Origin of the sequence: Streptomyces sp. NPDC002130, assembly GCF_040296465.1 — a bacterium.
Lineage (GTDB): Bacteria > Actinomycetota > Actinomycetes > Streptomycetales > Streptomycetaceae > Streptomyces.
The window spans coordinates 1-3156 of sequence record NZ_JBEOXI010000477.1 but is presented as its reverse complement, the minus strand read 5'-3'; the positions used below and the strand labels follow the sequence as shown (position 1 = coordinate 3156).

At 71.4% G+C, this 3156-nt stretch carries 7 protein-coding genes and 2 pseudogenes; 1 reads left to right on the top strand and 8 read right to left on the bottom strand.

Going from position 1 to position 3156, the window contains the following annotated elements; genetic code table 11:
- The 7 genes and pseudogenes from ABT116_RS41360 to ABT116_RS41330 all read right to left on the bottom strand — a co-directional run.
- On the bottom strand, nt 1–271 hold a 271-nt coding region (locus tag ABT116_RS41360), incomplete at its 3' end, for a MauE/DoxX family redox-associated membrane protein (RefSeq protein ID WP_351645401.1).
- An 81-nt stretch (nt 272–352) separates the two neighbouring features.
- Nucleotides 353–550, bottom strand: a complete 198-nt coding sequence (locus ABT116_RS41355) for a hypothetical protein (protein WP_031104392.1) — start codon at nt 548–550, stop codon at nt 353–355.
- Between the two features lie 125 nt (nt 551–675).
- Nucleotides 676–1479 (bottom strand): CocE/NonD family hydrolase C-terminal non-catalytic domain-containing protein, encoded by an 804-nt coding sequence (locus ABT116_RS41350; protein ID WP_351645404.1) that lies wholly within the window; start codon nt 1477–1479, stop codon nt 676–678.
- 39 nt (nt 1480–1518) lie between these two features.
- Nucleotides 1519–1671 (bottom strand): annotated as a pseudogene (locus ABT116_RS41345) (CocE/NonD family hydrolase); the annotation flags it as partial.
- A gap of 18 nt (nt 1672–1689) precedes the next feature.
- Nucleotides 1690–1848 (bottom strand): hypothetical protein, encoded by a 159-nt coding sequence (locus ABT116_RS41340; RefSeq protein WP_351645397.1) that lies wholly within the window; start codon nt 1846–1848, stop codon nt 1690–1692.
- 317 nt (nt 1849–2165) lie between these two features.
- The gene (locus ABT116_RS41335) at nt 2166–2375 is read right to left on the bottom strand and encodes a hypothetical protein (RefSeq protein WP_351645394.1); all 210 of its coding nucleotides are present in this window, start codon (nt 2373–2375) and stop codon (nt 2166–2168) included.
- Entirely contained in the window at nt 2323–2658 is a 336-nt protein-coding gene (locus ABT116_RS41330) for a hypothetical protein (protein ID WP_351645391.1), read from the bottom strand. Before ABT116_RS41330 ends, ABT116_RS41335 begins: the two co-directional genes overlap by 53 nt.
- Before the next feature lie 91 nt (nt 2659–2749).
- Between ABT116_RS41330 and ABT116_RS41325 the strand changes: the two genes are divergently transcribed.
- Complete coding sequence (locus ABT116_RS41325; RefSeq protein ID WP_502984030.1) at nt 2750–3004, top strand: hypothetical protein; 255 nt, start codon at nt 2750–2752, stop codon at nt 3002–3004.
- Nucleotides 3005–3061: 57 nt separating this feature from the next.
- Here ABT116_RS41325 and ABT116_RS41320 read toward each other — a convergent pair.
- A pseudogene (locus tag ABT116_RS41320) lies at nt 3062–3156 on the bottom strand (3-oxoacyl-ACP reductase); the annotation flags it as partial.

Sequence of the window (3156 nt, the reverse complement as noted above, 5' to 3'; positions counted from 1 at the left end):
CGATGCCCGCGGTGAAGGCGAGCAGCAGGAGCACCGCGGCCGCCAGCCCCAGGGGCGCCGTTCGCGGGGGCACTAGCAGCAGAAGTACCGCGACTTCTCCGGCGATCACCGCGGCGGCCGCCGCCCTCGACACCTTCCGAGGAAAGAGCCGCAGGTCAGTGATCGACCGGGCGAACGAGGCGAAGGCGGTCCTGCTGCGCACCTTTCCGGCGAGCGCCAGCAGAAAGACACCGAACAAGAGAATCCGGCATGCGAAAGCGACGTAGGTCATGCGCGAAGTCCTCGTATGTGGGGCACGGGAGCGGACGGCCCGGACGCGTGCCAGCGCCGCCCGCCCCGCACTCGTGTTCTGTCAGCAGCCGATGTAGCGGACGTTCTCGCACTTTCCGCACGAGGTCCGTCCGCCCACCACGTGACACAGGCGGTAGATCTTGCGCCAGTCGGCGGTGCAGTAGCAGTACTCCCACCAGCTGGTGTCCGCGGACGCGGACGCCTTCGGCACGAAACGCTCGAGCACCCGGTCGGCGACCTTGCTCAATGACGGCATCATGAGTTCCCCTCCTCCTTTCGGCAGACGGTACACACGCGCCATAGACCGGCCCGTACAGCGGACATACAGCGGCCGCCGGGCCCGCGCCGGTACGGGAGTCCGGGGCGGGGCCCGGGGCCGGCTCCTCAGCTTCCGGCCGGGGGCGCCACCGGGAGCGTCACGCTGCTGAGCCCGGTCCTTACGGTCATCCGCGTGCCGGGCGGGTGGCGCAGCGTGTAGTCGTGGTCGGTGGAGATCAGCACCACGCCGAGCCGGTGCCCCTTCTCGACGACGTAGTCCTGGGGCTGCATGGCCCAGCGCAGCCGGTACTCGCGGCCTTCGACGACCGGCGACGGCCGGGCGGCCGAGTCGCGGTCGCGGACGTCGAGCCAGCCCCGCGTCACGATCTTGAAATCGGTGGTCTCGGTGCGGTGCTTCGTCCGGTACGCGCAGCCGGTGTCGCCGGGGACGCCCTCGCCGTAGCAGACGAGCCGCGAGGTGTCCTGGACAGTGCCGGCGATGGCCCGGGTGGCGGTCCCGTAGTCGACGAACAGCGCCGTCGTATACGGGGATGTGCCGTCGAGCGAGGCCCGCACCGACATCTCGGGCGCGCCGTTGACGCGCAGGTCGCTCCGCAGGGGCGCGGTCGTCCAGGCGAGCCGGTGGGGATGCGCGGTGCCGGGATCGGCGACGAGCTGCTCGGCGCGCAGGGTGCGGCCGGCGTCGTGCAGCGTCCGCCCGGCCGGCCGGCCGGGCAGTGGTGAAAGGCCGCCGTCGGCGTTCAGGCGCAGCGTCAGACGCCTGGTGCCGGGCGCCGGCCAGGTGGACTGCTGCCGCCAGGTGAAGTCGGCCTGCTCGATGTCGACCGCGGGTTCGTCGAGGGCGCCGTTGTCCAGGCCGTACAGCCAGAAGTCGTACCACTGGTGCAGCTGCCGCAGCCATTCCTCCATGCGCAGCGGCATGGGGTTGCTGTTCCCGGCCTGGTGCAGCCACAGTTTGCGCGGGACGCCGTGCCGCCCGAGGGCCTCCCACAGTCGGGCGGTGTGCCGGGTCTTCACGTTCCAGTCGTTGAGACCGTGGACGAGGAAGACCCCGGCCTTGATCCTCCGAGCGTCGGGCAGGTAGTCCCGCTCGCGCCAGAAGGGGCTGTAGTGGGCCGGTCACCCGGCCCTGCCGGGCGGTGAGCCGGTCCAGGACGGGTTGCAGATCTCCCGGTCGGCACGGCTGTAGACGGCCTTGGCCAGGATGTCGGTGTCCTCGCCCTGGAAGCCGCCGGGTGCGACGACTCCGCCGTTGGCCCGGTCAGCGCTGTGGATCACGGAATGCCACCCCGATGTAGGCGCGGCCAGGCTTGTCGGCCCAGGTGGGATCCACGGCCGTTCCGTCGGGTCGGACGCACCAGGCGTGCGCGAGGGGGAAGTCGACGCCATCGGGGAGGGCGTGTCCCTCGGCGTAGACCAGGCCTGTGTGGCGGTGTTCGTAGGCGTACCTGGCGGCGTTGCTGTAGCAGTGGCGTGCCTGCGTACCCGTCCAGCTTGGCCCGGTCCCACACCCCGACCCGTACTGTCTGTCCGGCCGCGAGCGAGGTGACGAACTCCCGCTCCGCCGTGGTCAGGGTGCACGGCACCACCAAGTCCTACTCCCATGACTGGTGCTGCAGAGCCCGCGCGAACGACTGCCTGATCGACTTGCGCCGCCCTTTGTGCGCTGTGGTCGGGAAACCGTCCTGGTAGTACTTCAACTGGAAGATCCGCACCCTCGATCCGTGGGTGACCTTGATGTCGATGCCGTCGTCACCCAGGGCGTCGATCCAGGGCAGGTTCCAGGTGTCGACGGTGATCACCATGGCGTCGAAGCCGCCGTCCGGAACCCACCGGTGGGCGGCTGCTCGGCGTCGGCGGTGAGACGTAGACGTGGTCGTATCCGGTCGCGCTGAGGAAGCGGGTGGCCCTTTCGGTGACGGCGGGGCTGATGTCGAGGGTGGAGACGTGGCCGGCCGGGCCGATGAGTTCGGCCATGAGGGCGGCGTCGTAGCCGGAACCGATCGCCAGAACGCGGCGGCCGCGCTGGATGCGGGCGGCTTCGAGCATGTCGGCTTGCAGCCACGGCGCGGAGATGGAGCTGATCACCCGGCCGTCGGGCGCGCGTGGCGGGTGGGGATGATGTCGTCGGCGTCCGCCGCTTCCAACACGGCGTCGGGCGCTCGCGGCCGCCCGCGCGGTGGGCGCCGGGGTTGCCCTGCCCCGCCCCGGAGAGCCCTTCGAGCCCGCCGCCGAGAACGTCCCGTCCGAGCCGTGGTGGCGTGGGGTGGCGCTCGCCCCGGCGGGTGGCTTCCCGGCCGGGGAAGCCCTCGCCGACGCCACGATCAAGGCCGCGTCGGACACGGCAGCCATGGCCCAGGCCGACACGGTGAGTGACGGTGGTCGTGACGCAGGCAAGGGCGCCGAGGACGCCGAGACGCTCCCGGCCGGCTGACCCCGGACGTACGGCAGGCCGACGGCGAGGGCCGGGGAGCGTGTGGCTCCCCGGCCCCGCCAGGAGCGCTCCCGTCTGCATACGGGACGTCATGTCGGTGGCCGCGTTGCCGTTGTCGAACTGCCCCACCCCGATCCCGTACGGCCGTCCGT

Coding starts and splice junctions, on each gene's coding strand:
- ABT116_RS41355 (WP_031104392.1), bottom strand. CDS start 550: ATGATGCCGTCATTGAGCAAGGTCGCCGACCGGGTGCTCGAGCGTTTC.
- ABT116_RS41350 (WP_351645404.1), bottom strand. CDS start 1,479: ATGGAGGAATGGCTGCGGCAGCTGCACCAGTGGTACGACTTCTGGCTG.
- ABT116_RS41335 (WP_351645394.1), bottom strand. CDS start 2,375: ATGGTGATCACCGTCGACACCTGGAACCTGCCCTGGATCGACGCCCTG.